Origin of the sequence: Streptomyces sp. C1-1, assembly GCF_050214755.1 — a bacterium.
Taxonomy (GTDB): domain Bacteria; phylum Actinomycetota; class Actinomycetes; order Streptomycetales; family Streptomycetaceae; genus Streptomyces.
Window position 1 is genome coordinate 5,076,096 of record NZ_CP189826.1, and the last position, 26,425, is coordinate 5,102,520.

Consider the following 26,425-nt stretch of genomic DNA (forward strand, 5'->3'; position numbering starts at 1 on the left):
GGGTTTTCCACAGATGCGGCGGACCCCCTTGTACCGACCGATCGTTCGGTTACTCTAACTCTGACCGGCTGTTCCTGCCCATATTTCTGCCCAGGTCATGAGCTCGACGGAGAGTTCACAAGACGAGGAGTTGGTCCCGCATGGCCGCCGAACTGACCGCGCACGAGCTGATCACCAAGCACCGGCCCACCCTCGATCAGGCGCTGGAGGCGATCCGCACCCGCGCGTACTGGTCCCCGCACCCCGAACACCCCAAGGCCTACGGTGAGAACGGCAGTCTGGACATGGCCGCGGGCAAGGCCGCCTTCGACGCGCTGTCGGGCACCCGCCTCGACCTCGGCCAGCCCGGTACGGACGGCTGGGTGGGCGGCGAGCTGTCGCCGTACGGCATCGAGCTGGGCGTGGAGTACCCGCACGCGGACGTGGACGTGCTGCTGCCGGCCATGAGGGCGGGCCAGAAGGCGTGGCGGGACGCGGGCGCGGAGGTGCGCGCGGTGGTGTGCCTGGAGATCCTGGGGCGGATCAGCGACCGCACGCACGAATTCGCGCACGCGGTCATGCACACCTCCGGCCAGGCGTTCATGATGGCGTTCCAGGCCGGCGGCCCGCACGCGCAGGACCGCGGCCTGGAGGCGGTGGCGTACGCGTACGTGGAGCAGGTCCGCACGCCCGACACCGCGGAGTGGACCAAACCGCAGGGCAAGCGGGACCCGCTGGCCCTCACCAAGCAGTTCACGCCCGTGCCGCGCGGGATCGCGCTGCTGATCGGCTGCAACACCTTCCCGACGTGGAACGGCTACCCGGGCCTGTTCGCCTCCCTGGCCACCGGCAACGCCGTCCTGGTCAAGCCCCACCCGCGCGCGGTGCTGCCGCTCGCGCTGACCGTGCAGGTGGCGCGCCAGGTGCTTACCGAGGCGGGCTTCGACCCGAACCTGGTGGCGCTGGCGGCCGAGCGGCCCGGCGAGGGCATCGCGAAGACCCTGGCCACCCGCCCGGAGATCAGGATCATCGACTACACGGGTTCGACGGCGTTCGGCGACTGGCTGGAGGCCAACGCCCGTCAGGCGCAGGTCTACACGGAGAAGGCCGGCGTCAACACCGTGCTGGTGGACTCGGCGGCGAACTACAAGGGCATGCTCGCCAACCTCGCCTTCTCGCTGTCCCTCTACAGCGGCCAGATGTGCACCACCCCGCAGAACCTGCTGATCCCCCGCGACGGCATCCGCACCGACGAGGGCCCGAAGACCTTCGACGAGGTGGTCGCCGACCTCGCCCACGCGGTCGACGGCCTGCTCGGCGACGACGCGCGCGCGAACGCGCTGCTCGGCGCGATCGTGAACCCGGACGTGAAGTCCCGTCTGGAGGCGGCGGCCGGACTCGGCGAAGTAGCCCTCGCCTCGCGGGAGATCACCAACCCCGAGTTCCCGGGCGCGGTCGTGCGCTCTCCCGTGATCGTCAAGCTGGACGGCGCCAAGCCGGACGACGAGGCCGCCTACATGAGCGAGTGCTTCGGGCCGGTCTCCTTCGCGGTCGCCGTGGACTCCACCGCGGACGGCGTGGAGCTGCTGCGGCGCACCGTCCGTGAGAAGGGCGCGATGACGGTCGGCGCGTACACGACCGACGAGGAGGTCGAGCAGTCCGTCCAGGAGGTCTGCCTGGAGGAGGCGGCCCAGCTGTCGCTGAACCTGACGGGCGGGGTGTACGTCAACCAGACGGCCGCGTTCTCCGACTTCCACGGCTCGGGCGGCAACCCGGCGGCGAACGCCGCGCTGTGCGACGGCGCCTTCGTGGCGAACCGCTTCCGGGTGATCGAGGTCCGCAGGGAGGCGTAGGTCCGCCGCCGGGCGGGCGGGAATCCAGGGCCTAGAAGCCCGTCAGGCTCCAGTGGTAGAGCGTCATGGCCACGCTCGTCGCCAGGTTGTAGCTGGAGACCTGCGGGCGCATCGGCAGGGCCACCAGGTGGTCGGCACGCGCGCGCAGATCGGCGGACAGGCCGCTGCGCTCGGAGCCGAAGGCGAGGACGGCGTCGTCCGGGAGCTTGATGCCCCGGACGTCGTCGCCCTCCGGGTCCAGGGCGAACAGCGGTCCCGGCGGCAGTCCCTCGACGGACACCCGCTCCACCGCGGTCGCGAAGTGCAGGCCCGCGCCGCCGCGCACGACCGTGGGATGCCAGGGGTCGAGCGTGCCGGTGGTGACGACCCCCGTCGCGCCGAAGCCGGCGGCCAGGCGGATCACCGCGCCCGCGTTGCCGAGGTTGCGCGGGTTGTCGAGAACCACGACGGGAGTGGCGCGCGGGGTGTGCGCCAGCTTCCGGAGATTGGCCTCGCGGGAGGGCCGTACCGCCAGCGCGGCCACGGCGGTGGGGTGCGGGCGCGGGACCAGGCTCCGGTACGTCGCCTCCGGCACCTCCGTCAGGAGCGCGGCCAGCGTCTCGCGTACGTCGGACGCCAGCTCGTCCGCGAGGGCCAGCGCCGCCCGCCGGTCGGCGGTGATCGCCACCGGGACCTCGGCACCGAAGCGCACGGCGTGCTTGAGGGCGTGGAAGCCGTCCAGCAGGACGGCGCCCTCCGCGAGCCGGCGCCAGGTGCCGAGCGGTTCCGGGGCGGGGTCGGTCATGACGTGCAGCCTACGTGCGCGCGAGGCGCGCTCACGCCGTGGAGCTCGCGTGCGTGGGTTCGGCGCTCTCCGCGGCCCGTGGCTCCGGCAGCGGCGTCCGGCCGGTCCGCGCGCGTACGCGGTCACGCGCGCGTGCCGCTGTTCCGCCCAGCAGAAGCAGGAACGACGTCGGCAGGAAGACGGCGTCCGTCGCGATCATCGCCAGCGAGAAGAACGGCAGCCCGAGGACCACGGCGATCACCGCGTGCTCGGTCATCATCACCGCCAGCAGGACGTTCTTGAGCCGCCGGTTGAGCAGCGTGAACGGGAAGGCGACCTGCACGATGACGGTTCCGTAGGTCACGAGCATCACCATGGTGCCGCTGGAGGACATCAGGTCCCCGAGGGCGGGCCAGGGCGAGAAGTAGTCCAGGTGGAGCGGGTAGTAGACGGCGGTGCCGTCCTGCCAGCGCGTGCCCTGGATCTTGTACCAGCCGGCCGTGGAGTAGATCATGCAGGCCTCGGCCATGATCACGAGCAGGGCACCGTTGTGCGCGAGGTTGGCGACGACGTCCAGCAGGATGCGCGGCTCCCGGCTCTTCGCCCGGCGTGCCACCACCCACCACACGGCCTGCGCCACCCATGTCAGCCACAGGATGACGGGCACCAGCGGGTCGATCCCGTCGAAGCGGCCCCCGGCCGTCACCGCGACCAGCGCGAAGCCGAGCACCGCCCACAGGGCGGGGCCGGTCCGGTCCACCACGCGCTCTCCACGCGCGCGTGCCTCGTCGGCGAGGCGCCCGCGCCGCGCGTCCAGCGACCACACCTGGCCGCACCGCGTGAAGACCAGGTACACGGACATCAGGTGCAGGACGTTGTCGCCGCCGTCCCCCATGAAGACGCTGCGGTTCTGCAGCGAGACGACCCCGACCATGAACAGCACGGACATGGCGCGGGTGCGCCAGCCCAGCAGCAGCAGCGCGCTCGCCAGGACGGCCAGCGCGTAGAGCAGCTCGAACCAGATCTGGGTGTCCGACCACATCAGCGCCGTGAAGGCGCCGTTGGAGGTGACGAGCTGGTGGGCCAGGCCCCAGCTCCAGGGGGCGTCGGGTCCGTACATCTCCTGGCGGTGCGGGAACTCGCGCAGCAGGAACAGCAGCCAGGTCGCGCTGAAGCCGATGCGGACCACGGCGGACTGGTACGGGCCGAGCGCCGACTCGGTGATGCGGGCGATGCCGGCGGAGACCGACAGGGCGAAGCGGTTCACTCGGCACCCCCGGCGGTGTCGGCGGCCGTCACGGGCCACCAGGGCAGCATGCGGTACATCGGCTGGTTCGTGACCCTCTCCGTGCTCCACGGCGGCGGGGGCACGTTCGTGGTGCTCGAACGGACCTGGACCTGGGTGATCGTGCCGCCCTTTCCGGCCGCGTCGTCGCGTCCCAGCCGCAGCGCCACGATGCGCCGCATGTACGTCTCGGCGAGGGAGCCGCGCGTGCCCGTCGCACGGTTGGAGGCGTCGTGCGTGGCGACGAAGAAGTCCCAGGCGCGGCGCAGTTCGTTCTGCTGGGTGTGGCTCGGCACCGGGTTGGCGTCGATGGCCCGCCCGTCCTCGGCGGACAGGTCGTACCAGCCGGTGGTGCGCACGCCGCCGTCCGCCGTCTTGACCTCGGCACGGACCTGGACCGCGATGTTCTGCTGCAGCGGGTTGGGCGCGAACAGCTTCCAGTTCTGCTCGAACTCCGGGTAGATCCAGTCGTCGATCGCCTTGCCGTGCTCCTTGGTGAGCGTGTTCGACGGGGCGACGTGCAGGAACACCATGCCGATGTGGACGAAGACCGTGACGGCGACGACGGCGACCGCCACCGCAGCGGCTATCCGATAGCGGAACGACAGGGCGGCGACGCCGCCACGGGGTTCGGGGTAGGTGTCGGTGACGACGACGGTGAGCGGCCCGGAACCGGCCCCGCCCGCCGTCGGGCCCTCGTCGGTCACGGACGCCGTCGGGCCGTCGTAGGGCACGGACGCCGTCGGGCCCTCGTAGGGCACGGACGCCTCCGGCCGGGGGCCGGGCACCCCCGCGACCCGGTCCGCTCCACCCGTGGGATCAGGGGCGCCCCCGGGCCCGGTCACGCCGGCTGACTCCGCGCCACCGGCGGTCTCCGGGGCACCCCCCGGCTCAGCCGCACCGACCGACTCCGAGCCACCGCGCGCCCCCGCTTCACCGACCGGCTCCGCCCGGCCGGCCGGCTCCGGGCCACCGCCCGACTCCGCCCCACCGGCCGGATCGGGCGCCCCGCCGGGCCCGTCCAGCCCGTGCCGGGCGTGCGAGCCAGTGTCGTACGCGTCCATTCCGCCCCGTTTCCCGTTCCCTGTCCGTCTTCCGGCCCTTCGGCCGCGGGCGCCGAGTCGCCCGTACACGCCGCTCCACCGCGGTCGCACGGAACGGTACTCAGACCCGCATGCGACGCACAGCCCCCACCCGTCCCATCCCCGCGGTCCACAGGGCACGGCCGCAGGTTATCCACAGCGGTTGACACCTTACGGCGCCCGACCCACCATGGAATCGCACGGACCGAACGATCGGTCGGTAGACAGTTCCGGGCAGAGCCCAGGTCGAGGGGGCCACATGGCGACAGCAGCCGCGCACCAGACGTACGGCGCCGAGGAAGCGAGTGCCGACACCGCCGCGTACGAGCGCGCCTTCGACGCCGCCGTGGCCGCCGACGAGCGCATCGAACCGCGGGACTGGATGCCGGACGCCTACCGCGCGACGCTGGTGCGGCAGATGGCCCAGCACGCCCACTCCGAGATCATCGGCATGCAGCCGGAGGCCAACTGGATCACCCGCGCCCCCTCACTGCGCCGCAAGGCCATCCTGATGGCCAAGGTCCAGGACGAGGCGGGGCACGGACTGTATCTGTACAGCGCGGCCGAAACGCTCGGCACCAGCCGTGAGGAGCTCCTCGACAAGCTCCACGCCGGCCGCCAGAAGTACTCCTCGATCTTCAACTACCCGACCCTGACCTGGGCGGACGTCGGCGCGATCGGCTGGCTGGTGGACGGCGCCGCGATCACCAACCAGGTGCCGCTGTGCCGCTGCTCCTACGGCCCGTACGCACGCGCGATGGTCCGCATCTGCAAGGAGGAGTCCTTCCACCAGCGCCAGGGGTACGAGCTGCTCCTCGCCCTCAGCCGCGGCACCCCGGAGCAGCACGCGATGGCGCAGGACGCCGTCGACCGCTGGTGGTGGCCGTCCCTGATGATGTTCGGCCCGCCCGACGACGAGTCGGCGCACTCCGCCCAGTCGATGACGTGGAAGATCAAGCGGCACTCGAACGACGAGCTGCGCCAGCGCTTCGTCGACATCTGCGTCCCCCAGGCCGAGTCGCTGGGTCTCACCCTCCCCGACCCGGACCTGAAGTGGAACGAGGAGCGGCAGCACTACGACTTCGGCCCGATCGACTGGACGGAGTTCAAGGAAGTCCTCAAGGGCAACGGGCCGTGCAACGAACAGCGGCTCACCCAGCGCAGGCGTGCCCACGAAGAGGGCGCCTGGGTGCGGGAGGCGGCCGCCGCCTACGCGGCCAAGCACAACGACACCACGGGAGCGATGCAGGCATGACGAACACCGACTGGCCCCTGTGGGAGGTCTTCGTGCGCTCGCGCCGGGGCCTCGCCCACACCCACGCCGGCAGCCTGCACGCGCCGGACGCCGAGTTCGCCCTGCGCAATGCCCGCGACCTCTACACCCGGCGCGGCGAGGGCGTCTCGATCTGGGTCGTCCCGTCCGCCACGATCACCGCGTCCTCACCGGACGAGAAGGACCCGTTCTTCGAGCCGTCCGCCGACAAGCCCTACCGGCACCCGACGTTCTACGAGATCCCGGAAGGGGTGAAGCACCTGTGACGGCACCACGGACGACACCCGTCCCCACGACCGCCGCCATCGCCCTCGGCGACGACGCCCTGGTGCTCTCCCACCGCCTGGGGGAGTGGGCGGGCCACGCCCCCGTCCTGGAGGAGGAGGTCGCCCTCGCGAACATCGCGCTCGACCTGCTCGGCCAGGCCCGCGTGCTGCTGTCCATGGTCGGCGACGAGGACGAGCTGGCGTACCTGCGCGAGGAGCGGTCCTTCGGCAACCTCCAGCTGGTCGAGCAGCCCAACGGCGACTTCGCCCACACCATCGCCCGCCAGCTGTACTTCTCCACCTACCAGCACCTGCTGTACACCGAACTGGCCGCCGGTGAGAGCCCGTTCGCCGGTCTCGCCACCAAGGCGGTCAAGGAGGTCGCCTATCACCGCGACCACGCCGAGCAATGGACCCTGCGGCTCGGCGACGGCACCGAGGCGAGCCGCGAGCGGATGCTGCGGGCGACGGCGGCCCTGTGGCGGTTCACCGGCGAGATGTTCCAGCCGGTGGACGGACTGGACGTCGACCCCTCCGCGCTGGAGGCGGCCTGGCTGGACGCCGTCGAGGGCGTGCTGCGCCGGGCGACCCTCGCGATACCGGAGGGGCCCCGGTCCGGCGCCTGGACGGCCGGCGCGGGCCGGCAGGGCGTGCACACCGAACCCTTCGGCCGGATGCTCGCCGAGATGCAGCACCTGCACCGCAGCCACCCGGGGGCGTCATGGTGACGGCCGCCGCGACGACGGCGCTGGAGGCGGAGCTGCTGGGGATCGCCGGTGCGGTGCCCGACCCCGAACTGCCCGTGCTCACCCTGCGGGAACTCGGCGTGGTGCGCGCGGTGCACCTGCGCGGCACGGACTCGGTCGAGGTCGAGCTGACGCCGACGTACACCGGCTGCCCGGCGCTGGAGACGATGTCCCTGGACATAGAGCGGGCGCTGCACGCGCGCGGCATGCGCGAGGTCGAGGTCCGCACGGTGCTCGTGCCCGCCTGGTCGACCGACGACATCACGGACGAAGGGCGGCGCAAGCTCCGGGAGTTCGGGATCGCGCCGCCGCGCACCCGAACGGCGGCCGGACCTGTCCCGCTGTCCCTGGGACCGACACGGACGGCAGACGACACCCCGAAGGCCGGCTCAGCCCGGTCCCTCGACGCCGACCCCGTCCACTGCCCCCACTGCGGCTCCCCCGACACCGAGCTGCTCAGCCGCTTCTCCTCCACGGCATGCAAGGCGCTGCGCCGCTGCCTCGCCTGCCGTGAACCCTTCGACCACTTCAAGGAGCTGTAGATGGCCCGCTTCCACTCGCTCCCCGTGGCGGCGGTCGAACGGCTCACCGACGACGCGGTGGCCCTCACCCTCGCCGTGCCGCCGGAGCTGCGCGAGGAGTACCGGCACGCCGCGGGCCAGCACCTCGCGCTGCGCCGGAGGGTCGACGGCACGGAGATCCGGCGCACGTACTCGATCTGCTCCCCGGCTCCGGCCCCCGGCGACGAGGGCCCGGCCACCCTGCGGGTAGGCGTGCGGCTGGTGGAGGGCGGGGCCTTCTCGACGTACGCGCTCAAGGAGATCGACCTCGGTGACGAGCTGGAGGTGATGACACCGGCCGGCCGCTTCACCCTCGATCCGGCGCCCGGCCTGTACGCGGCCGTCGTCGGCGGCAGCGGCATCACCCCGGTGCTCTCGATCGTCTCGACGCTGCTCGCGCGCGAACCGCGGGCTCAGTTCTGCCTGATACGCAGCGACCGTACGGCCGCCTCGACGATGTTCCTGGAGGAGGTCGCCGACCTGAAGGACCGCTACCCGGGCCGGCTGCAGCTGGTGACGGCGCTGTCCCGGGAGGAACAACAGGCGGGGCTGCCGACCGGGCGGCTCGACCAGGAGCGCCTGACCGGACTGCTCCCGGCGCTGCTGCCGGTGGAGCAGGTGGCGGGGTGGTTCCTGTGCGGGCCGTTCGGGCTGGTGCAGGAGGCGGAGCGTTCGCTGCGCGCGCTCGGTGTCCCGCGCGCCCGCATCCACGAGGAGATCTTCCACGTGGACACCGCCGCCCCGGCTGCCGCCCCCGTGTCCGCCCCGGCCCACAGCTCGGTCACCGCGCGCCTCGACGGCCGCGGCGGTACCTGGCCCGTGCGGGACGGCGAGTCCCTGCTGGAGGCGGTCCTGCGCAACCGCCCCGACGCGCCGTACGCCTGCAAGGGCGGGGTGTGCGGGACGTGCCGGGCGTTCCTGGTCTCCGGCGAGGTGCGCATGGACCGCAACTTCGCGCTGGAGAGGGAGGAGACGGAGGCGGGATACGTGCTGGCGTGCCAGTCGCACCCCGTGACGGAGAAGGTGGAGCTGGACTTCGACCGTTGAGCGCGACGCGCCGTTCCCTTCTTCTAGAACCTGTTCTATCTTGACGGTCCGTCAGATCAGCGGACCCTCCGGAGGGACAGGACCGTGGACTTCACCTTCACCGAGGAGCAGCAGGCGGCGGCCGAGGCGGCGCGCGGGGTGTTCGCCGGGGTGGCGCCGGACACGGTGCCCTCTCCCTCGCTCGTCGCGGGCGCCGTCGCCGACGACTTCGACCGCGCGCTGTGGGCGAGGCTCGCCGAGGCGGACCTGCTGAGCCTGCTCCTGGACGCGCGGTACGGCGGGGCGGGCCTGGACGCGATCGCGCTGTGCCTGGTGCTGCGGGAGTCGGGGAAGAAGCTGGCCCGGGTGCCGCTGCTGGAGCACAGCGCCGCCGCCGCTGCCGTACAGGCCCACGGCGGCGAGGAGTTGAGGTCGGCGCTGCTGCCGGGGGCGGCCCGCGGGGAGCCGGTGCTGACCGTCGCCGCGCACGGCCGCACCGGGCACGACCCGGCCGAACTCGCCGTGAGCGCACGGCGGGACGGCGACGACTGGCTCCTCGACGGTGTGCAGACCGCGGTCCCCTGGGCGCACAACGCCGACTTCGTACTGCTGCCCGCCAGGACGGCCGCGGACCGGACGCTGCTCGCCGTGGTGCCGGCCGGCCACGAGGGAGTCGTGCTCGCCGAGCAGGTCTCCACGTCCGGCGAGCGGCTCGGCGAACTGCGCCTGGACTCCGTGCGCGTCGCGGCCCGCGACGTGATGGACGGCGACGGCGCCTGGGAGTGGCTGCGCGACCTGGTGACCACCGGGACGTGCGCCCTCGCGCTCGGGCTGGGCGAGCGCGTCCTCGCGATGACCAGCGAGTACGCGGGCAAGCGGGAGCAGTTCGGGCACCCGATCGCCACGTTCCAGGCGGTTGCCGTGCAGGCCGCCGACCGCTACATCGACCTGCGGGCCATGGAGGCCACCCTCTGGCAGGCGGCCTGGCGGATCGCCTCCGGCGCCCCCGGCGCGCTGCCCGCCTCCGGGGACGTCGCCGTCGCCAAGATCTGGGCGTCGGAAGGGGTGCGGCGGGTCGTGCAGACGGCACAGCATCTGCACGGCGGCTTCGGGGCGGACGTGGAGTACCCGCTGCACCGCTACCACGCCTGGGCCAAGCACCTGGAGCTGTCGCTGGGACCGGCGGCGGCGCACGAGGAGGCCCTCGGCGACCTGCTGGCGGCGCACCCGCTGGGCTGAGAGCCCGCCGCGCCTCCTACAGCACGAACCCGGGGGCGCCCTCGTCCGTCACGACGGGCCGGCCGGCGGCCGCCCACACCTGCATGCCGCCGTCGACGTTCACCGCGTCGATGCCCTGCTGGACCAGGTACATGGTGACCTGCGCCGAGCGGCCGCCGGAGCGGCAGATCACGTTGACGCGGCCGTCCTGCGGCGCGGCCTCGGTCAGCTCGCCGTAACGGGCCACGAACTCACTGATGGGGATGTGCAGCGCGCCTTCGGCGTGACCGGCCTTCCACTCGTCGTCCTCGCGGACGTCCAGCAGGAAGTCGCCGTCCTTCAGGTCCCCGACCTCGACGGTGGGCACACCAGCTCCGAAACTCATGCCCCGACGCTACCCGACACCACCGGCGGCGAACGCGCCCGCCCGACCGCAGAGGACCGGTCAGGCTAGCTGCCCAGCAGTTCCGCCAGTTCCCGCTCCCGCTGGGCCACGTCCGCCAGCAGCTGCTCGGCGATCTCCTCGAGGAGGCGGTCGGGGTCGTCGGGGGCCAGCCGGAGCATCGAACCGATCGCGCCCTCCTCCAGCTCCTTGGCGACCAGCGAGAGCAGCTCCTTGCGCTGGGCCAGCCATTCGAGGCGGGCGTAGAGCTCCTCGCTGCGGCTCGGGCCGCGGTCGGCCGGCGCCGGACCCTTGGCCCACTCCTCGGCCAGCTCCCGCAGCAGCGTCTCGTCACCGCGGGCGTAGGCGGCGTTGACCCGGGTGATGAACTCCTCGCGGCGCTGCCGCTCGGTGTCGTCCGGGGCCAGGTCGGGGTGGGCCTTGCGGGCCAGTTCGCGGTAGAGCTTGCGGGCCTCGTCGCTCGGGCGGACCCGCTGCGGGGGCCGCACCGGCTGTTCGGTGAGCATCGCGGCGGCCTCCGGGAACAGCCCCTCCCCGTCCATCCAGCCGTGGAACAGCTCCTCGACGCCGGGCATGGGCATGACCCGCGCCCGTGCCTCGTCCGCCCGGCGCCGGTCCTCCGGGTCGCCGGTCCGCTCGGCCCTGGCCTCGGCGATCCGGGCGTCCAGCTCGTCCAGGCGGGCATACATCGGTCCGAGCTTCTGGTGGTGCAGCCGGGAGAAGTTCTCGACCTCGACCCGGAAGGTCTCCACCGCGATCTCGTACTCGATCAGCGCCTGCTCGGCGGCGCGCACGGCCCGCTCCAGGCGCTCCTCGGGGCGCGGCGCACCGTCCTCGGGCGTCGCCTGCGCCTCGCCGGCGCCCCCACCCTGCTCAGCTTCCGGGCTCGTCACCCGACCAGCGTAGGCCACGGCCAGGGCGGGCCGTCCCGGCGCGGTCCGCCACGCCCTGACACGCCCACCTACGCCGCGACCCGGGCCGCCGTCACACCCCCATCTCCGCCGCGACCCGTCCCGCCCGCACCGCGGCCACCAGATCCGCGTGGTCCGCCTCGGTCCGGTCGGCGTACGCGACGGCGAAGTCGGCGATCGCCTCGTCCAGTTCGTCGTTCTTGCCGCAGTAACCGGCGATCAGCCGCGGGTCGGCGCTGTGGGAATGGGCGCGGGCCAGCAGGGCGCCGGTCATGCGGCCGTAGTCGTCGATCTGGTCGGCGGCCAGGGCCGCGGGGTCGACGCTGCCCTTGCGGTTGCGGAACTGCCGTACCTGGAAGGGCCGGCCGTCCACCGACGTCCAGCCCAGCAGGATGTCGCTGACCACCTGCATGCGCTTCTGCCCGAGCACCACCCGGCGGCCCTCGTGCTCGACGGCCGGCGCCTCGAAGCCGGCGGTCACCAGGTGCGGGACCAGGGCCGACGGCCGCGCCTCCTTCACCTGCAGCACCAGCGGCTCGCCCCGGTGGTCCAGGAGCAGGACGACGTAGGAGCGCGTACCCACGCTGCCCGTGCCCACGATCCGGAAGGCCACGTCGTGCACCGCGTGCCGGGCCAGCAGCGGCAGCCGGTCCTCGGAGAGCGTCCCCGCGTAGTGTTCGAGGGCCGCCGCGACCGCGGCCGCCTCCTCGTCGCCCACCCGCCGCAGCACCGGTGCCGCGTCCACGAAGCGGCGCCCGCCCTCCGCGGTCTCCTCCGTGGCCTTCGCCGCGAACCGCCCGCTGGTGTTGGCCCGCGCCTTCTCCGAGACCCGCTCCAGAGTGCCGAGCAGGTCGTGGGCGTCGGTGTGGGAGACGAGTTCCTCGTCCGCGATCGCGTTCCACGCGTCCAGCACGGGCAGCTTGGCCAGCAGCCGCATGGTGCGGCGGTAGGCGCCGGTCGCGTCGTACGCCGCCTTGCGGCAGCACTCCTCGTCCGCGCCGGCCTCCCGGCCCGCGAGCACCAGGGAGGCGGCGAGCCGCTTGAGATCCCACTCCCAGGGGCCGCTGACCGTCTCGTCGAAGTCGTTCAGATCGATGACCAGGCCGCCGCGCGCGTCCCCGTAGAGACCGAAGTTCGCGGCGTGCGCGTCTCCGCAGATCTGCGCGCGGATCCTCGTCATGGGCGTGCGCGCGAGGTCGTAGGCCATCAGGCCCGCCGAGCCCCGCAGGAAGGCGAAGGGCGTCGCGGCCATCCGGCCCGCCCGTATCGGCGTGAGCTCGGGGATCCGCCCGCGGTGGGACTCCTCGATCGCCGCGACGGCGTCGGGCCGGGTGTCGTCCAGGTCGAGCGCGGCATGCGTGGCGCGCGGGACCAGCGCGCGCAGCGCCTTGCCCTCCTGCTTGGGCGAACCCTCCACGGGCCATTCGGCGAAGCCGCCCACCCGGGGCAACCGGCGCACGTCCGCCCCCGCAACACCCTCAGTCACACCGACCGCCTCCCCCGCACATCCGCGCGGCGCGCCCACGAACATCAACTCGTGGAGACCGTACAGCCGGTGGCCGAGACGCGTCAGACCCCTGTGGACAACTCTCCCCTGTGGAAAACTCCGGCGGCCGGACCCGTGTGACATCCGTGTGATTGTCCTCACCAGGTAATACGGCTCACACCGTCCCGGACAACGCGGAAGCCCCCAGGTCTGAGACCTGGGGGCTTCCGGCTGGTGCGCGAGGGGGGAGTTGAACCCCCACGCCCTTGCGGGCACTGGAACCTGAATCCAGCGCGTCTGCCTATTCCGCCACCCGCGCATTGGGTGTGTCCTCCGGCTGCTTCCCCCTGCGGGGTTGGCGCCTTCCGACACCCAGAACATTAGCACGCTGGCGGGGGTGGGTTCACATCCCTTACCCCGGGGCAGCCGCCGACCAGGGAGCTCTCCCGATCCGGCCCCGCCCCGGTCGATCATCGGAGCGCTCCGCTCCGTATCAGGGAGTGCCGGTTCTCGTATCAACCTCGTACCGGTACGGCCCGTCTCCACAGGAGCCGGGCAGGGTCCACAGTCAGGTGCGGGACACTGGTCTGCGGCCACCTCTACGATCCTGGGCAGAAGGAGTTCGAGGGACGAGTTCGAAGGGGAGCTTCGGAGGGAACCTCCGGAGGGAACTTCGACAGGCGTCGACACCCGTCGACGGGGCCGACAGGGGGAACCAGCCGATTACCCGGCGCGTGGATACGATCAGTAAGCAGTACCAGGCAGTGCAGTACCCGCAAGGCGGGAAGCAGGACGACAGAGACTACGGAGGAGGTGCCCCATGGGAGTCCTGAAGAAGTTCGAGCAGCGTCTCGAAGGTCTGGTCAACGGCACCTTCGCCAAGGTGTTCAAGTCCGAGGTCCAGCCCGTGGAGATCGCCGGCGCGCTGCAGCGCGAGTGCGACAACAACGCGACGATCTGGAACCGCGACCGGACGGTCGTACCCAACGACTTCATCGTGGAGCTGAGCACGCCGGACTTCGAGCGGCTCAGCCCCTACTCCGGCCAGCTCGGCGACGAGCTCGCCGGCATGGTGCGCGACTACGCCAAGCAGCAGCGCTACACCTTCATGGGCCCCATCAAGGTCCACCTGGAGAAGGCGGACGACCTCGACACCGGCCTGTACCGGGTGCGCAGCCGTACGCTCGCCTCCTCCACCGACCAGCAGGCCCCCGGAGCCCCGTCCCCGGCGGCCCCCGCGGCTCCGGCCGCGGGTCGTCCCGGCGGTTACGGCTATCCGCCGGCCGCCGCCCCGGCGGGGGCCCCGCCGATGCCCGCCGCACCGCCGCCCGGCGGCCGCGGCGGCAGCGCGCCCTACCTCCAGCGGCCCCCGGCGGCCCCGGCGGCCGGCGGGCGCACCCGCTACTGGATCGAGATCAACGGCGCCCGCCATCAGATCTCCCGCCCGACGCTGGTGCTGGGCCGCAGCACCGAAGCCGACGTGCGGATCGACGACCCCGGCGTCTCGCGCCGGCACTGTGAGATCCGGACCGGAACGCCCTCGACGATCCAGGATCTCGGGTCCACCAACGGCATCGTGGTGGACGGGCAGCACACCACCCGCGCTACGCTCCGCGACGGCTCGCGGATCGTCGTGGGCAGTACCACCATCATTTACCGGCAAGCCGAAGGGTGAAGCGGGGGCAATGTCAGAGCTGACCCTCACGGTCATGCGGCTGGGTTTCCTGGCCGTACTGTGGCTGTTCGTGATCGTGGCCGTGCAGGTCATCCGCAGCGACCTGTTCGGTACGCGCGTCACCCAGCGCGGCTCGCGACGGGAGGCCAACCGGCCCCAGCAGGCCGCCCGGCAACAGCAGGCGGCACCGCCGCCGCAGCGCCAGCAGGGCGGTGGCGGCCGTCAGCGCCGCAACGCCCCCACCAAGCTCGTCGTGAGCGAGGGCACCCTCACCGGCACCACCGTCGCGCTGCAGGGCCAGACCATCACCCTGGGCCGGGCGCACGACAGCACGATCGTGCTGGACGACGACTACGCCTCCAGCCGCCATGCCAGGATCTACCCGGACCGCGACGGCAACTGGATCGTCGAGGACCTGGGCTCCACCAACGGCACGTACCTCGACCGGAGCCGGCTGACGACCCCCACGCCGATTCCGCTGGGCGCGCCGATCCGCATCGGCAAGACAGTCATCGAGCTGCGGAAGTAGTACGACAATGAGCGAGCGGAGCGAGCACGCAGCGGCGGCCCCCACCACGGGTCCCGGCGCGCTCCCGACCGGAGGGTGGGCACCGTGCGGATGTACCCGGAGCCGACGGGCGAGGTGCGCATGAGTCTGTCACTGCGCTTCGCCGCCGGATCGCACAAAGGCATGATCCGGGAGGGCAACGAGGACTCCGGATACGCCGGCCCGCGCCTGCTCGCGATCGCCGACGGCATGGGCGGTGCCGCCGCCGGTGAGGTCGCCTCCTCCGAGGCCATCTCCACCATCGTCGCCCTCGACGACGACGTGCCCGGCTCCGACATCCTCACCTCCCTCGGCGCCGCCGTGCAGCGCGCCAACGACCAGCTGCGCTCGATGGTCGAGGAGGACCCTCAGCTGGAGGGCATGGGCACCACGCTCACCGCCCTGCTGTGGACCGGCCAGCGCCTCGGCCTCGTGCACGTCGGCGACTCGCGCGCGTACCTGCTGCGCGACGGCGTCCTCACCCAGATCACGCAGGACCACACCTGGGTGCAGCGGCTGGTCGACGAGGGCCGCATCACCGAGGAAGAGGCCACCACCCACCCCCAACGCTCCCTGCTGATGCGGGCGTTGGGCAGCGGCGAGCACGTCGAGCCGGACCTGTCGATCCGTGAGGTCCGGGCCGGCGACCGCTACCTGATCTGCTCCGACGGTCTCTCCGGCGTCGTCTCGCACCAGACCCTCGAGGACACCCTGGCCAGCTACCAGGGCCCCCAGGAGACCGTCCAGGAGCTCATCCAGCTCGCGCTGCGCGGCGGCGGTCCCGACAACATCACGGTCATCATCGCCGACGTCCTCGACCTGGACACCGGTGACACCCTCGCCGGGCAGCTCTCCGACACCCCGGTCGTGGTCGGCGCCGTCGCCGAGAACCAGAACCACCTCCACCACGACCCCGGGATCATGCAGACGCCCGCGGGCCGCGCCTCCGGCCTCGGCCGTCAGGTGCCCGGACAGGGCGGCGGGGGCGGCGAGTTCGGCCCGCCCGGCTCCGGCGACACCACCGGCTACATCCCGGCGGGCAGCTTCGGCGACTACACCGACGACGACTTCGTCAAGCCCCGCAGGGGCCGCAAGTGGCTGAAGAGATCCTTCTACAGCGTGCTCGCGCTCGCCGTGATCGGCGGCGGTCTGTACGGCGGCTACCGCTGGACGCAGACCCAGTACTACGTCGGCACCAACGGCGAGCACGTCGCGCTGTACCGGGGCATCAGCCAGGACCTGGCCTGGGTCTCCCTGTCGAAGGTGGAGAAGGACCACCCCGAGATCGAACTCAAGTACCTGCCGCCGTACCAGCAGAAGCAGGTCAAGAACACGATCGCCGAGGGCGGCCTGACGGACGCCCGGAAGAAGGTCGACGAGCTCGCCGTACAGGCCTCCGCGTGCAAGAAGCAGGCCGAGCAGGAGGCGGCGGAGAGCCAGAAGAACTCCAAGACCGGAGAAGGCCAGGCCGGCGGCACCACGGGAACCAGCAGCACCTCCCTCACGTCCAAGGCCACGTCGTCACCGACCCCGTCGTCGACGCCATCGTCGAAGTCGAAGTCCCCGAGCCCGAACCCGTCCGCGACCACCGCCACTCCCAGCCCCGGCCCCAGCCTCTCGGAGGAAGAGCAGAAGGTCGTCTCGATGTGCGGTAAGCAGTAGGCAAGCCGTGAGAGGCCCCGTCACACGATGAGCAGTACTACCAACACACCGACGCACCACACGTCCACGATCGGCGCGATCGGCGCACCGAGCAGACGGAACACCGAGCTGGCGATGCTGGTGTTCGCCGTCGTCATCCCCGTGTTCGCCTACGCCAACGTGGGCCTCGCCATTGACGACAAGGTGCCGGCCGGCCTGCTCAGCTACGGCCTCGGGCTCGGGCTGCTCGCGGGCATCGGCCATCTCGCCGTACGGAAGTTCGCCCCGTACGCGGACCCGCTGCTGCTGCCGCTGGCCACGCTCCTCAACGGTCTCGGACTCGTCGCCATCTGGCGGCTCGACCAGTCCAAGCTGCTGCAGTCCATCGGCGTCGCGGGCGGCAAGGCGACCAACCAGCTGATCTACACCGCGCTGGGCATCGGCCTGTTCGTCGTCACGCTGGTGTTCCTCAAGGACCATCGCACCCTGCAGCGGTACACGTACATCTCCATGGCGGGCGCGCTGGTCCTGCTGCTTCTTCCACTGGTTCCGGGCCTCGGCGCCAACATCACCTACGGCGCCAAGATCTGGATCCAGGTTGGGAGCTTCACTATCCAGCCCGGTGAGTTCGCCAAAATCGTGCTGGCGATCTTCTTCGCCGGCTACCTGATGGTCAAGCGGGACGCGCTGGCCCTCGCCAGCCGCCGCTTCATGGGTCTGTACCTGCCGCGCGGCCGCGACCTCGGACCGATCATCGTCGTCTGGATGATCTCGATCCTCATCCTGGTGTTCGAGACCGACCTCGGTACGTCGCTGCTGTTCTTCGGAATGTTCGTCATCATGCTGTACGTCGCCACCGAGCGGACCAGCTGGATCGTCTTCGGTCTGCTGATGTCCGCGGCCGGCGCCGTCGGTGTGGCAAGCTTCGAGCCGCACGTCCAGACCCGTGTGCAGGCTTGGCTCAATCCCATGCGCGAGTACAAGCTCAGCCAAGCCGGAGTCAGGGACGGCGTCGTCCACTCCGAGCAGGCCATGCAGGCCCTGTGGGCCTTCGGCTCCGGCGGCACCCTCGGCACGGGCTGGGGGCAGGGCCACTCTGAGCTCATCCGCTTCGCCGCCAACTCCGACTTCATCCTTGCCACCTTCGGTGAGGAGTTGGGTCTGGCCGGCATCATGGCGATCCTGCTGATCTACGGCCTGATCGTGGAGCGGGGAGTCCGCACCGCCCTCGCCGCCCGCGACCCGTTCGGCAAGCTGCTCGCCGTCGGTCTCTCGGGCGCCTTCGCCCTCCAGGTCTTCGTCGTCGCAGGCGGTGTCATGGGTCTCATCCCGCTGACCGGTATGACGATGCCGTTCCTGGCCTACGGAGGTTCCTCCGTCATCGCCAACTGGGCCCTCATCGGCATCCTGATCAGAATCAGCGACACCGCACGCCGCCCGGCGCCCACACCCGCCATCAACCCCGACGCCGAGATGACCCAGGTGGTCCGCCCGTCATGAACAAGCCCCTGCGTCGGATCGCGATCTTCTGCGGTCTTCTGGTCCTCGCCCTGCTCGTCCGCGACAACTGGCTTCAGTACGTCAAGGCGGACAGCCTCAAAGACGACCCGAAGAACCGTCGTGTCACCATCGCCCGCTATGCCACACCGCGTGGTGACATCATCGTCGACGGCGATCCCATCACCGGTTCCACGAAGACGAGCAAGAGCGGCCTGAACGACCTGAAGTTCAAGCGCACCTACAAGAACGGCCCCATGTGGGCGCCGGTCACCGGGTACGCCTCCCAGGCCTTCGGCGCCAACCAGCTGGAGTCCATCGAGGACGGCATCCTCACCGGCAACGACGACCGGCTGTTCTTCCGCAACACCTTCAACATGATCACGGGCAAGCAGCGGCAGGGCGGCAACGTCGTCACCACCCTGAACGCCGCCGCGCAGAAGGCCGCGTACAACGGTCTGAAGGCGCAGGGCGGCAAGGGCGCCGTCGCCGCGCTGGACCCGTCCACCGGCAAGATCCTGGCGCTGGCCTCGTACCCCTCGTACGACCCCTCGACCTTCGCGGGCAACTCGACGTCCACGGACTCCAAGGCCTGGACGGCGCTGCAGAAGAAGAACAACGCGTCCGACCCGATGCTCAACCGGGCGCTGCGCGAGACCTACCCGCCGGGCTCCACCTTCAAGGTGGTCACGGCCGCGGCCGCGCTGGAGAACGGGCTGTACTCGACGGCCGACGAGAAGACCGACTCGCCGCTGCCCTACATCATGAAGGGCACCACGACCGAGCTGAAGAACGAGGGGAACATCCCCTGCAAGGACGCGACGCTGCGGGTCGCGCTGCGCTACTCCTGCAACACCGTCTTCGGCAAGATCGGCTCCGACCTCGGCAACGACAAGATGCTCGAGGAGGCGAAGAAGTTCGGCTTCGACTCCGAGCAGTTCACGCCGGTCCGCTCCAGCGCCTCGGTCTTCTCCGACAACATGAACTCGTCGCAGACCGCGCTCTCCTCGATCGGCCAGTTCAACACGGCCGCGACCCCGCTGCAGATGGCGATGGTCGCCTCCGCGGTCGCCAACGACGGCAAGCTGATGAAGCCGTACATGGTCGACAAGCTGCAGTCCTCCAACCTCGACACGATCTCCCAGACCGAGCCGCAGGAGATGAGCCAGCCCCTGTCGGCGAAGAACGCTCAGGTCCTGCAGTCGATGATGGAGACGGTCGTCAAGCAGGGCACCGGCACCAACGCGCAGATCAACGGCGTCACCGTCGGCGGCAAGACCGGTACCGCCCAGCACGGTGTGGAGAACAGCGAGAACCCGTACGCCTGGTTCATCTCCTACGCCAAGCTCGCCGACGGCTCGAAGCCCGTCGCCGTGGCCGTGGTCATCGAGGACGACAAGGCCAACCGTGACGACATCTCCGGCGGCGGCCTGGCCGCCCCGATCGCGAAGAGCGTGATGGAGGCGGTCATCGGCTCCAAGAAGTGACCCCGCTCACGTCGCCTTCACATCGGTGCACGTTGCGATACCGGTCCTGTATCGGGTGACGCACTTGGACAGGTCACACAAACGCATCCGGGTACGGTAGGCCCGGACGGCAGCCTCCGACCGCACACCCGTGTCGGTCGGGACCGACGGAGAGGGCTGGTAGGAAGCATGGAAGAGCCGCGTCGCCTCGGCGGCCGGTACGAGCTGGGCCAGGTGCTCGGCCGTGGTGGCATGGCGGAGGTCTACCTCGCGCATGACACCCGGCTCGGCCGCACCGTGGCGGTGAAGACGCTGCGCGCCGACCTCGCGCGCGACCCGTCCTTCCAGGCCCGGTTCCGCCGGGAGGCCCAGTCGGCCGCCTCGCTCAACCATCCCGCGATCGTCGCGGTCTACGACACGGGCGAGGACTACATCGACGGGGTCTCGATCCCGTACATCGTGATGGAGTACGTCGACGGCTCCACGCTGCGCGAACTCCTGCACTCCGGTCGCAAGCTCCTGCCCGAGCGCGCGATGGAGATGACCATCGGCATCCTCCAGGGCCTGGAGTACGCCCACCGGAGCGGCATCGTCCACCGCGACATCAAGCCGGCCAACGTCATGCTCACGCGCAACGGCCAGGTCAAGGTCATGGACTTCGGCATCGCCCGCGCCATGGGCGACTCCGGTATGACCATGACGCAGACCGCGGCGGTCATCGGCACGGCGCAGTACCTGTCGCCGGAGCAGGCCAAGGGCGAGCAGGTGGACGCGCGGTCCGACCTGTACTCGACGGGCTGTCTGCTGTACGAGCTGCTGACGGTGCGGCCGCCCTTCGTCGGGGACTCCCCGGTCGCGGTGGCGTACCAGCACGTCCGCGAGGAGGCGCAGCCGCCGTCCGTGTTCGACCCCGAGATCACGCCGGAGATGGACGCCATCGTCCTGAAGGCGCTGGTCAAGGACCCGAACTACCGCTATCAGTCGGCCGACGAGATGCGTGCCGACATCGAGGCCTGCCTCGACGGCCAGCCGGTCGCGGCCACCGCGGCCATGGGCTCGGTCGGCTACGGCGGCTACCCGGACGACCAGCCGACGACGGCCCTGCGCGCCGACGCGGGCGCCGGTGCCACGACGATGCTGCCGCCCATGGGAGGCCCGGACGACCAGGGCTACGGCTACGACGACCGCGTCGACCGCCGCCGCCAGAAGAAGTCCAACACCTCCACGATCCTGTTGGTCGTGGCGGGCATCCTGGTGCTGGTCGGCGCGATCCTGATCGGGAAGTGGGCGTTCGGCGGCGGGGGCGTCGGCAACGGCACCGTCCAGGTGCCCAACCTGGTGAGCCTGAAGCTGGACGACGCCGAGAAGCAGCTGACCAACAGCGACCTCAAGGTCGGCTCGGTCACCAAGAAGCCGTGTGAGGCCCAGGCCAAGGGCACGGTCTGCTCCCAGGACCCGACGAAGAACTCCGAGGTGAAAAAGGGGACTTCGGTCAACCTGGTGGTGTCGACTGGGGCACCGAAGGTGGCGGTTCCGAACGTCACCGGCAAGAAGCTCGACGAGGCCAAACAGATCCTGGAGGGCGACCAATACAATTTCGTCGTCCAGATCAAGTCGGAAGAGTCCACCACGGAGGACCCGAACACGGTCCTGGACCAGAATCCGAGACTGGGCAAGGAGGTGGAGAAGGGATCCACGATCACCCTCACCATCGCCAAGGCCCCGTCCACCGTCGCTGTGCCCGACGTCACCGGCAAGAGCTGTGACGACGCCAAGGCCGCCCTGTCCGACGTGGGCCTAAACGGCAACTGCGTGAACACGCCGACCACCGACGACAACCAGGTCAACAAGGCCATCTCGACCAACCCGTCGATCAACACCCCGGTCAAGAAGAACACCACGGTGCAGATCAACATCGGTCAGAAGCAGCAGCAGACGGCGGTCCCCGGCGTCGTCGGCCAGCGCGTCAAGGACGCCAAGAAGGCCCTGCAGCAGGCCGGCTTCAACAACATCCAGTTCGCCAACGGCAGTGACCAGAGCGACGACGCATTCGTCATCCAGCAGGACCCGCAGGCCAACACGGGGGTCGACGACCCCGCGAACACGACGATCACTCTCGTGACCGTGGGCGGCGGCGGAAACAACGGCGGCAACAACAACGGAGGCATCTTCGGTTAGCCTCCGGCTGATACGGCACCGAAAGGTAAACAAACGTCCCGGCGTCCTCCATGGAGGACGCCGGGACGTTGTTCATCGGTAGGCGAAGCGAATGACCGTCACCAGGTCTTGGTGGCTCACACAGCCCAGGCCGTCGGTCAGGACCAGTCGGTGCAGGAGTTGAGCTTGGTGTCGCCCTCGAAGCGCGCCACCTCGACACCAGTTGCGACGATGCCGTAGTCGCTCTGGGCGGTCGTGCTGAGAGTGAGGGTCTGGTCCTTGCCCTTGGTGAGGGAGTGCCAGGCCCACGTCCTGGTTGCGCTGCTCCCGACATCCTTGCTCAGAAAGCGGACCCGTACGTGGTGATCGTCAGCAAGCGTGTCTGTGACCGACAGCGCGATCTTGAACTCTTCGTACGGCCACGTGTTGTCCGACCCATCAGGCCAAGTCGCCCCCATGCTGCCTCGCGCGCCGGTCGTCGAGCAGCTGGCACTGGTCCGGGTCGCCGCGGATGCGTCACCGGTGAACGCGATCGTGGCTACAGCCGCCGTGGCGCAGACGGCGGCGATGCGCGAGCGAGTTCTCATGTCGTCCTCCTACTTGGTTCCGGTGGCCCCGCTATCTCGTCGCCGAAGCCCCCCATGATCGCCCAAAGGCTCTACCAACAGATAGGCGAACGCAACCAGGTATTCGTACGCTTGATCGAAATTCGGCCACGTCGTTTGCGGCGCGCGGCTTCCACGGGGTTTTCGCAGACGTACCGTCAATGGCTCTTCCACAGAGCCCGCTTGAGTAGGGTCAAGTAGGGCGATCTTCAGGGCGCCAATCCAGTGGCGCCCGCCGGGGCCCCTGTAACCGGCGATCATCGCCGGCACGCCAGAGCGAATCAGGCGTCCACGGGAGTGATGAAGACGCCTCCGCTCCGAAGACTCCAGCGAACATTTGCACGCACTGGCGAAGGACCTGATCGTCAGTCTCGCCACTTGACCAGAAATGATCTACCAGGACTGTCGGACTCCAGGCGGGACGAGGACGATGAGGCCGGGTGAATCGGCGCTGGCCTTCGCCGTATTAGACGACTGCTTCTCTTCGAGGGCGCCAGTCACTCACCGCAGCTCCCTCGGCGGGGTCCTCTTGCTGTCCACCTTCTCCACCCGCACCAATTCGCCCCACACCACATACCGGTACCGCGAGGTGTAGACGGGCGTGCACGTCGTCAGCGTGATGTAGTGACCGGCCTTGTTCCTGCCGGACTCCTTGGGGACCTGCGACAGAACCTTCACGTTGTACTTCGAGGTCTCGTCGAGGATGTCGTAGACCTTGTAGACGTACCACTTGTCCCGTGTCTCGAAGACGATCGGGTCGCCCTTGCGCAACTTGTCGATGTTGTGGAACTTGGCGCCGTGGCCGTCCCGGTGGGCGGCGAGGGTGAAGTTGCCCTTCTTGCCCGTCATCGGGAGCATCGCCTTCACCGGGTCCGTGTAGTAGCCGGCCACGCCCTCGTTCAGGACGTCCGTCGAGGTGCCCTTCTCGACCAGGACCTCGCCGTTCTTCATGGCGGGCACATGCAGGAAGCCGACGCCGTTCTTGGTGTCCAGCGCGCCGGGGCCGCTGGGCTCGTGGGCCCAGGTGTCGCGCACCTTGTCCGCCTGCTTGTCCGCCGCCCGGTCGGCGATGACGTTCGTCCACCACAGCGAGTAGACGACGAAGAGTCCGAGGATCAGGCCCGCGGTGATGAGGAGTTCACCGAAGACGCTGACCGCCATGGCGATACGGCCCGTGCCGCGCCGGCGCCGTGCCGGGGGCGCCGCGGGCGCGTCGGTGTCCTCTTGTGTGCCGTCGGTGGTCGCTGCCACGTTCATCTGCCCCTACTCGACGAGCGCATCCGGCTTGCCCTTGCTGCGCGGCCGTTCCTCGACCATCTTGCCCCAGACGATCAACCGGTACTTGCTCGTGTACTCCGGCGTACAGGTGGTGAGGGTGATGTAACGGCCCGGCTTGGTGAAGCCGGACTGCGGCGGCACGGGGTTGATCACGCTCGTGTTGCTCGGCGACGTCACCGGCAGCATGGACGTCATCTTGTAGACGTAGTAGTCGTCCTGGGTCTCGACGACGATCTCGTCGCCCGCCTTCAGCTTGTTGATGTAGCGGAACGGCTCGCCGTGCGTGTTGCGGTGGCCGGCGAGCGCGAAGTTGCCGGTCTTGTCCGACGGCATCGCCGTCTTCAGCTTGCCCTCGCTGTAGTGGCCGACCATGCCCTTGTCCAGGACCTTCTTGTTGCTGACGCCCTGGGCGATGGGCACGACGACGTCGAGCTCGGGGATGTGGAGTATCGCGAAGCCCTGACCGGGCTGGAACTCCCCCGGCTCGCGCTTCCCGCTCGCCCAGTCCTTCTGCAGACTGCTCGTCTCCTTGTCCGCCTGCGCGTGCGCCCGGACGTTCGTCCACCACAGCTGGTAGGACACGAACAGCAGCATCAGCACGCCGGTGGTGATGAACAACTCCCCGACGGCCCGGCTCGCGATGACGCCCGGGCTCGGCTTGCGGGCGCGGGCCTGCCGACGGGCCTCGACACGGGAGAGGGGCGCGCCGGAGCCAGACGAATCGGGTGAATCGGAAGATTCGGCGCTCTCTGTCGGCTCCGCTGCCGCGTGGGCGCCCCCATGACGCCCACCGCGGCGTTTGGCGGCCTTTCTGCGGGCCGCTCGTCCGCCCGAAGCGGTTACGGATGCTGGTGTTGCTGTTGAGGCGCCAGAAGGCGATCTCGGCGCGCTCGGCGGCGGATCGGGGATCCGCAGCGCCACCGTCTCCTCGTCGATCGGCGGCAGGTAGGGCTCGTACGGTTCGTACGGCTCCTCCGTCACCGGCGCCGCGTACGGCTCTTCGGCCGGTGCCGCGTATCCCGCCTGCCGTCCCGCCGGATCCCCGTGCCGTCCCGCCGGATCCCCGTACCACTCCTCGAACGCACCGGACGCCTCGTAGGGCTCCTGCCCGTACGAGGCGTCGGTCTCGCGCTCGGGGCGCAGTGCGGTCACGCCGTGGCCCTGCCCACCACCGGGGCGAGCCCCGCCGACCTCGCCACCGCGCCCTCGTCGCCGCACTCGACCAGCCAGTTGGCCAACATCCGGTGCCCGTGCTCGGTGAGCACGGACTCGGGGTGGAACTGCACGCCCTCGACCGGGAGTTCACGGTGGCGCAGGCCCATGATGATGCCGTCGTGCGTGCGGGCCGTGACCTCCAGCTCGCCCGGCACGGTCAGGGGCATCGCCGCCAGGGAGTGGTAGCGGGTCGCGGTGAAGGGGCTGGGCAGGCCGGCGAACACGCCCTTGCCCTCGTGCTCCACCAGCGAGGTCTTGCCGTGCAGCAGCTCCGGCGCGCGGTCCACGACACCGCCGTACGCCACCTGCATCGACTGCATGCCCAGGCACACACCGAAGACGGGCACACCGGTGGCGGCGCAGTGGCGGGTCATCTCGACGCAGACGCCGGCCTCCTCGGGCGTGCCCGGGCCCGGCGACAGCAGCACGCCGTCGAAGCCGTCCTGGGCGTGCGCGGTCGACACCTCGTCGTTGCGCAGCACCTCGCACTCGGCGCCCAGCTGGTACAGGTACTGGACCAGGTTGAAGACGAAGCTGTCGTAGTTGTCGACGACGAGAATGCGAACGCTCACTGGTTGTCCACCGTCACATCGTTGAAGGGCAGCAGCGGTTCGGCCCAGGGGAAGACGTACTGGAAGAGGACATAGACCACCAGCAGGACGAGTGCGAGCGCGAGCAGCGCCTTCACCCACACGTTCCCCGGCAGATGCCGCCAGATCCAGCCGTACATGCCGTCCCTTCCGTTCCGCCACGGCTCCAGACTCACGCCGTATCCGCACCAGACTAACGGCGCAGCGCCGCCGGTTTGCCTTCCTCCACAGGCTGTGTGCCGTCCAGGTGCGCCCACACGATGAGCCGGTGACTGTGCCCCCACTCGGGATCGCACGTGGTCAGCGTCAGATACCGGCCCGCACGCGTATACCCCGACTTACGTGGGACAGGGTCGATCACCTCAATGTCCGTGGGAACGGTTTTGTAGGGGCCTTTGTCGATCCGATACGTGAACCACGTCGTCCCGTCGGTGAGGACGACGGCGTCCCCGGGCCGCAGCCTGGGGAAGTCCACGAACGGATCGCCGTACGTACGCCGGTGCCCGGCCACCGCGAAGTTGCCCACCTGGCCGAGCTGCGCGGTGGCCGCGTAGTGCCCGAGGCCCTTCTTCAGGGTGCCCACCTCGGTGTTCTCGAGCACCGGTTTGTTCCACGTGAAACCGAGCCGCGGGATGTACATGATCGCGAAGGGTCTGCCCGCCACGTACGGGGCGGGCCGGGCGGGAGCGGCGGAACTTCCGCCCGTGGGTCCGGCGGTCGACTTCGGCCGTGCCGTCTGCTTCGACCACTGGTCGTGCAGCACGTCGATCTGGTGGTTCATCGCGCCGTCCGCGCGCACACCGGTCCAGAACAGCACGTAGACGACGAAGAGGCAGATCAGCGTCCCGACGGTGATGCACAGCTCGCTGAGGGTCCTGACGACAACGCGCACCGGCAGCTCCC

Annotated in this window: 25 protein-coding genes and 1 tRNA gene; 13 read left to right on the forward strand and 13 right to left on the reverse strand. The window is 70.2% G+C overall.

Annotation, left to right across the window (positions count from 1 at the left end):
- The first annotated feature begins 140 nt into the window (after positions 1 to 140).
- Entirely contained in the window at positions 141 to 1,832 is a 1,692-nt protein-coding gene (gene paaN, locus ACQF4J_RS23170) for a phenylacetic acid degradation protein PaaN (RefSeq protein WP_427166748.1), read from the forward strand.
- 31 nt (positions 1,833 to 1,863) lie between these two features.
- On the opposite strand, the gene ACQF4J_RS23175 is transcribed toward paaN, so the two are convergent.
- Genes ACQF4J_RS23175 through ACQF4J_RS23185 form a run of 3 tightly spaced genes read right to left on the reverse strand, consistent with a single transcriptional unit; the run spans position 1,864 to position 4,725 of the window.
- Positions 1,864 to 2,616: a TrmH family RNA methyltransferase gene (locus ACQF4J_RS23175; protein ID WP_427166749.1), complete on the reverse strand. Its 753-nt coding sequence runs from the start codon at positions 2,614 to 2,616 to the stop codon at positions 1,864 to 1,866.
- A gap of 31 nt (positions 2,617 to 2,647) precedes the next feature.
- The gene (locus tag ACQF4J_RS23180) at positions 2,648 to 3,862 is read right to left on the reverse strand and encodes an HTTM domain-containing protein (RefSeq protein ID WP_351804141.1); all 1,215 of its coding nucleotides are present in this window, start codon (positions 3,860 to 3,862) and stop codon (positions 2,648 to 2,650) included.
- Entirely contained in the window at positions 3,859 to 4,725 is an 867-nt protein-coding gene (locus ACQF4J_RS23185; protein WP_427166750.1) for a DUF5819 family protein, read from the reverse strand. The genes ACQF4J_RS23180 and ACQF4J_RS23185 overlap by 4 nt, the downstream gene beginning before the upstream one ends.
- A gap of 496 nt (positions 4,726 to 5,221) precedes the next feature.
- Between ACQF4J_RS23185 and paaA the strand changes: the two genes are divergently transcribed.
- From paaA to ACQF4J_RS23215, 6 genes are all read left to right on the forward strand, one after another.
- The gene (gene paaA, locus ACQF4J_RS23190; RefSeq protein ID WP_351569396.1) at positions 5,222 to 6,217 is read left to right on the forward strand and encodes a 1,2-phenylacetyl-CoA epoxidase subunit PaaA; all 996 of its coding nucleotides are present in this window, start codon (positions 5,222 to 5,224) and stop codon (positions 6,215 to 6,217) included.
- Positions 6,214 to 6,501 (forward strand): 1,2-phenylacetyl-CoA epoxidase subunit PaaB, encoded by a 288-nt coding sequence (gene paaB / locus ACQF4J_RS23195; protein ID WP_351569399.1) that lies wholly within the window; start codon positions 6,214 to 6,216, stop codon positions 6,499 to 6,501. Before paaA ends, paaB begins: the two co-directional genes overlap by 4 nt.
- Positions 6,498 to 7,229, forward strand: a complete 732-nt coding sequence (paaC, locus tag ACQF4J_RS23200) for a 1,2-phenylacetyl-CoA epoxidase subunit PaaC (RefSeq protein ID WP_427166751.1) — start codon at positions 6,498 to 6,500, stop codon at positions 7,227 to 7,229. The genes paaB and paaC overlap by 4 nt, the downstream gene beginning before the upstream one ends.
- The gene (gene paaD / locus ACQF4J_RS23205) at positions 7,223 to 7,789 is read left to right on the forward strand and encodes a 1,2-phenylacetyl-CoA epoxidase subunit PaaD (RefSeq protein WP_351569405.1); all 567 of its coding nucleotides are present in this window, start codon (positions 7,223 to 7,225) and stop codon (positions 7,787 to 7,789) included. Before paaC ends, paaD begins: the two co-directional genes overlap by 7 nt.
- Entirely contained in the window at positions 7,790 to 8,854 is a 1,065-nt protein-coding gene (locus tag ACQF4J_RS23210; protein ID WP_351569408.1) for a 2Fe-2S iron-sulfur cluster-binding protein, read from the forward strand.
- 84 nt (positions 8,855 to 8,938) lie between these two features.
- Positions 8,939 to 10,072 (forward strand): acyl-CoA dehydrogenase family protein, encoded by a 1,134-nt coding sequence (locus tag ACQF4J_RS23215; protein WP_351569411.1) that lies wholly within the window; start codon positions 8,939 to 8,941, stop codon positions 10,070 to 10,072.
- Positions 10,073 to 10,088: 16 nt separating this feature from the next.
- Here the strand turns inward: ACQF4J_RS23215 and ACQF4J_RS23220 are convergent, their stop codons facing one another.
- The 4 genes from ACQF4J_RS23220 to ACQF4J_RS23235 all read right to left on the reverse strand — a co-directional run bounded on the left by ACQF4J_RS23220 (position 10,089) and on the right by ACQF4J_RS23235 (position 13,170).
- On the reverse strand, positions 10,089 to 10,418 hold the full coding sequence (locus ACQF4J_RS23220) for a rhodanese-like domain-containing protein (RefSeq protein ID WP_351569484.1): 330 nt from the start codon (positions 10,416 to 10,418) through the stop codon (positions 10,089 to 10,091).
- 83 nt (positions 10,419 to 10,501) lie between these two features.
- Positions 10,502 to 11,347: a J domain-containing protein gene (locus ACQF4J_RS23225; protein WP_351569414.1), complete on the reverse strand. Its 846-nt coding sequence runs from the start codon at positions 11,345 to 11,347 to the stop codon at positions 10,502 to 10,504.
- 91 nt (positions 11,348 to 11,438) lie between these two features.
- On the reverse strand, positions 11,439 to 12,896 hold the full coding sequence (locus ACQF4J_RS23230; protein ID WP_351569487.1) for a DUF2252 domain-containing protein: 1,458 nt from the start codon (positions 12,894 to 12,896) through the stop codon (positions 11,439 to 11,441).
- A 187-nt stretch (positions 12,897 to 13,083) separates the two neighbouring features.
- Positions 13,084 to 13,170 (reverse strand) — tRNA-Leu (locus ACQF4J_RS23235).
- Positions 13,171 to 13,671: 501 nt separating this feature from the next.
- Between ACQF4J_RS23235 and ACQF4J_RS23240 the strand changes: the two genes are divergently transcribed.
- From ACQF4J_RS23240 to pknB, 6 genes are all read left to right on the forward strand, one after another.
- Positions 13,672 to 14,526: a DUF3662 and FHA domain-containing protein gene (locus ACQF4J_RS23240; RefSeq protein WP_351569417.1), complete on the forward strand. Its 855-nt coding sequence runs from the start codon at positions 13,672 to 13,674 to the stop codon at positions 14,524 to 14,526.
- A 10-nt stretch (positions 14,527 to 14,536) separates the two neighbouring features.
- Positions 14,537 to 15,055: an FHA domain-containing protein FhaB/FipA gene (locus ACQF4J_RS23245; RefSeq protein WP_351569420.1), complete on the forward strand. Its 519-nt coding sequence runs from the start codon at positions 14,537 to 14,539 to the stop codon at positions 15,053 to 15,055.
- Positions 15,056 to 15,175: 120 nt separating this feature from the next.
- Positions 15,176 to 16,735 (forward strand): Stp1/IreP family PP2C-type Ser/Thr phosphatase, encoded by a 1,560-nt coding sequence (locus ACQF4J_RS23250; RefSeq protein WP_351569423.1) that lies wholly within the window; start codon positions 15,176 to 15,178, stop codon positions 16,733 to 16,735.
- A gap of 27 nt (positions 16,736 to 16,762) precedes the next feature.
- Positions 16,763 to 18,214 carry an FtsW/RodA/SpoVE family cell cycle protein gene (locus ACQF4J_RS23255; protein ID WP_427166752.1) on the forward strand — a complete coding sequence of 484 codons (1,452 nt, stop codon included), beginning with the start codon at positions 16,763 to 16,765 and terminating at the stop codon, positions 18,212 to 18,214.
- Entirely contained in the window at positions 18,211 to 19,698 is a 1,488-nt protein-coding gene (locus tag ACQF4J_RS23260; protein WP_427166753.1) for a peptidoglycan D,D-transpeptidase FtsI family protein, read from the forward strand. Before ACQF4J_RS23255 ends, ACQF4J_RS23260 begins: the two co-directional genes overlap by 4 nt.
- A 168-nt stretch (positions 19,699 to 19,866) precedes the next feature.
- Positions 19,867 to 21,855 (forward strand): Stk1 family PASTA domain-containing Ser/Thr kinase, encoded by a 1,989-nt coding sequence (pknB, locus tag ACQF4J_RS23265; protein ID WP_427166754.1) that lies wholly within the window; start codon positions 19,867 to 19,869, stop codon positions 21,853 to 21,855.
- 137 nt (positions 21,856 to 21,992) lie between these two features.
- On the opposite strand, the gene ACQF4J_RS23270 is transcribed toward pknB, so the two are convergent.
- The 6 genes from ACQF4J_RS23270 to ACQF4J_RS23295 all read right to left on the reverse strand — a co-directional run bounded on the left by ACQF4J_RS23270 (position 21,993) and on the right by ACQF4J_RS23295 (position 26,414).
- On the reverse strand, positions 21,993 to 22,421 hold the full coding sequence (locus ACQF4J_RS23270) for a hypothetical protein (RefSeq protein ID WP_427166755.1): 429 nt from the start codon (positions 22,419 to 22,421) through the stop codon (positions 21,993 to 21,995).
- Positions 22,422 to 22,940: 519 nt separating this feature from the next.
- Positions 22,941 to 23,690: a class E sortase gene (locus ACQF4J_RS23275; RefSeq protein WP_427168607.1), complete on the reverse strand. Its 750-nt coding sequence runs from the start codon at positions 23,688 to 23,690 to the stop codon at positions 22,941 to 22,943.
- Positions 23,691 to 23,702: 12 nt separating this feature from the next.
- Positions 23,703 to 24,869, reverse strand: coding sequence for a class E sortase (locus tag ACQF4J_RS23280; protein ID WP_351569444.1), 1,167 nt, complete (start codon positions 24,867 to 24,869; stop codon positions 23,703 to 23,705).
- Positions 24,866 to 25,504, reverse strand: coding sequence for an aminodeoxychorismate/anthranilate synthase component II (locus tag ACQF4J_RS23285; protein ID WP_351569453.1), 639 nt, complete (start codon positions 25,502 to 25,504; stop codon positions 24,866 to 24,868). Before ACQF4J_RS23285 ends, ACQF4J_RS23280 begins: the two co-directional genes overlap by 4 nt.
- A complete protein-coding gene (locus ACQF4J_RS23290) occupies positions 25,501 to 25,698 on the reverse strand; it encodes a hypothetical protein (RefSeq protein WP_351569490.1) in 198 nt (65 codons plus the stop codon). The genes ACQF4J_RS23285 and ACQF4J_RS23290 overlap by 4 nt, the downstream gene beginning before the upstream one ends.
- 17 nt (positions 25,699 to 25,715) lie before the next feature.
- Positions 25,716 to 26,414, reverse strand: coding sequence for a class E sortase (locus ACQF4J_RS23295; protein ID WP_351804158.1), 699 nt, complete (start codon positions 26,412 to 26,414; stop codon positions 25,716 to 25,718).
- Positions 26,415 to 26,425 lie beyond the last annotated feature (11 nt).

Bases quoted from the DNA above. Each gene is read 5' to 3' on its own strand.
- paaB (WP_351569399.1), top strand. From the start codon at position 6,214: ATGACGAACACCGACTGGCCCCTGTGGGAGGTCTTCGTGCGCTCGCGC.
- ACQF4J_RS23240 (WP_351569417.1), top strand. From the start codon at position 13,672: ATGGGAGTCCTGAAGAAGTTCGAGCAGCGTCTCGAAGGTCTGGTCAAC.
- ACQF4J_RS23270 (WP_427166755.1), bottom strand. From the start codon at position 22,421: ATGAGAACTCGCTCGCGCATCGCCGCCGTCTGCGCCACGGCGGCTGTA.
- ACQF4J_RS23230 (WP_351569487.1), bottom strand. From the start codon at position 12,896: ATGTTCGTGGGCGCGCCGCGCGGATGTGCGGGGGAGGCGGTCGGTGTG.
- pknB (WP_427166754.1), top strand. From the start codon at position 19,867: ATGGAAGAGCCGCGTCGCCTCGGCGGCCGGTACGAGCTGGGCCAGGTG.
- ACQF4J_RS23210 (WP_351569408.1), top strand. From the start codon at position 7,790: ATGGCCCGCTTCCACTCGCTCCCCGTGGCGGCGGTCGAACGGCTCACC.
- ACQF4J_RS23260 (WP_427166753.1), top strand. From the start codon at position 18,211: ATGAACAAGCCCCTGCGTCGGATCGCGATCTTCTGCGGTCTTCTGGTC.
- ACQF4J_RS23250 (WP_351569423.1), top strand. From the start codon at position 15,176: ATGAGTCTGTCACTGCGCTTCGCCGCCGGATCGCACAAAGGCATGATC.
- paaD (WP_351569405.1), top strand. From the start codon at position 7,223: ATGGTGACGGCCGCCGCGACGACGGCGCTGGAGGCGGAGCTGCTGGGG.
- ACQF4J_RS23175 (WP_427166749.1), bottom strand. From the start codon at position 2,616: ATGACCGACCCCGCCCCGGAACCGCTCGGCACCTGGCGCCGGCTCGCG.
- paaN (WP_427166748.1), top strand. From the start codon at position 141: ATGGCCGCCGAACTGACCGCGCACGAGCTGATCACCAAGCACCGGCCC.
- paaA (WP_351569396.1), top strand. From the start codon at position 5,222: ATGGCGACAGCAGCCGCGCACCAGACGTACGGCGCCGAGGAAGCGAGT.
- ACQF4J_RS23255 (WP_427166752.1), top strand. From the start codon at position 16,763: ATGAGCAGTACTACCAACACACCGACGCACCACACGTCCACGATCGGC.
- ACQF4J_RS23245 (WP_351569420.1), top strand. From the start codon at position 14,537: ATGTCAGAGCTGACCCTCACGGTCATGCGGCTGGGTTTCCTGGCCGTA.